This window comes from Methanobrevibacter sp. (assembly GCF_045636185.1).
In the GTDB taxonomy this organism is placed as follows: domain Archaea; phylum Methanobacteriota; class Methanobacteria; order Methanobacteriales; family Methanobacteriaceae; genus Methanocatella.
The window spans coordinates 1-1744 of sequence record NZ_JAZTXC010000085.1 but is presented as its reverse complement, the minus strand read 5'-3'; the positions used below and the strand labels follow the sequence as shown (position 1 = coordinate 1744).

Annotated in this window: 1 protein-coding gene and 1 pseudogene; both read right to left on the bottom strand. The window is 33.7% G+C overall.

Annotated elements, in window-relative coordinates; all coding sequences use genetic code 11:
- A partial coding sequence (locus tag ACKI3Q_RS05100) for a hypothetical protein (RefSeq protein WP_407414907.1) occupies positions 1-324 on the bottom strand: 324 nt, incomplete at its 3' end.
- Positions 325-357: 33 nt separating this feature from the next.
- Positions 358-1744: pseudogene (locus tag ACKI3Q_RS05095) on the bottom strand (hypothetical protein); the annotation flags it as partial.

Genomic DNA, 1744 nt, shown 5'->3' with positions numbered 1-1744 from the left:
GTGGCCGTTACCGTTGATAGTTACGTTATCTGTTGCAATTAATATGCCTTCATGCGTAATGATTTTTGGACCAATATAATCGGGATTACTGCAGGGATCAAAAATATAATCTTGATTTATATTGTAAATATCTCCGGGGTTGAGATTTGCAATATCGTTTTGCAGGTCATCAAAATTACCTGGCGTAGATATATCATTAATGGGGATATCTGAACCAGAATTTGCCGTTATATTTGTATTATCACTTGCTGATGCGCAAGAAATACTTATAAAAGCAATAATTAATATTATTAATATATGTCTCTTTCGAATGGTATCACTCACCTGTGTTGTAATATGGGGTATTATTATCTAAAGTTAATTAAAAATGATTTCATCTATTTTTTTAATTGGGGCTGTAATATTTTCTGGAGTTAAATTCTGTTTATCATGAAATAGAACGTCATCTCTTGAATTATAATATAGTGAACTTAAAATAGTAGTGCCACCTATTAAAATTGCACCTGCAGAAATTAAACAAACGGCTATTATTGGTTGGCCTACTATTAAGAAAAATGTTCCAACTATAATTAACACGATTCCAGTTATTTGTGCTGTAATAATAAGTACGTCATTTAATACGGTATCTACATTTTCTTTATAGATAATTGGGCCGTAGTTTCCGTGGACTATTTTATTTCCGTTATATATGACAATACCTTCGCCTACATTTAAGATATTGTCTCCATCCTGATATGCATAGTTTCCTTTGAATGTGCAGTTGTTGAGTTCCAGTGTTCCGTAGTTGAAGATTGCTCCTCCTTTGGAGCAGTAATTGTTGGTGAAACTGCAGTTGTTACATATGCAGTATCCTGTGTTTAGTATTGCTGCTCCCCAATCCGGATCTATGATATAGTCCATTTTATTGTCGTGTAATTTTACGTTGTTTAAGATGACTAAACCGCCTTTGTTTTCTATTGCGGTGTTGAATCCGCCTACTTGGATGTTGTATGCAATGAAAATGGTTTTAGTGTTAGTTATCCATTTGTCTTCATTTCTAACTTCATTTTTTGCCATTATTGATGAGTCGTTGCCGTAGAGGGTTATTATGTCGCAACCGGTTGCATCCAGATTAAGGCAGCTGTTGGAGTTGATGGATAATTTATCTGTAAATATGATGTTTAATTCTCGGGTTTCATCTTCCTTTTTTGAAAAGAATTTTGGGAAGTTTTTCTTTGACAATAATTGGGAATAGTCTTCAGCATTATTGATATATACTGTTCCGATTTGTGTAGTTGCTGTTGTGTATGTTGTGTGATATGCATCTGTGAAAACTTGGTTAAAGTCGGTTATGTTTGTGAATGAGAATTGTCTGATGTATTCAATACCTGCATATTCTTCCATTATTTCTCCATAATTTGTATATGTTATCAATACGAAATCGCCAGTAGTGCTGTTGTAGGAGCAGAAATATGATGTTTTATTGTCTGCCAGATAATTTATTCCACCTAAAGTAATGGTTTTATATAATAATGGAATAATGTCGACTTGTCTGTCATTTTCAAAGGGGCTAATATCAACCCAATTTGTATATAGAAGGGCATCCGCACCAATATTGGTTTTTTGTCCGTCAATTATGAGTAATTCGTTGGAGTTTAAGTTTTTGGCGGTGATATTTTTTCGTGCGGGATCTAGATAAATGGCTTCTCCGGATAATAGGGAGATAGTGTTTGTAAAATTACAGTTGCTTATTATATTGTTTTGA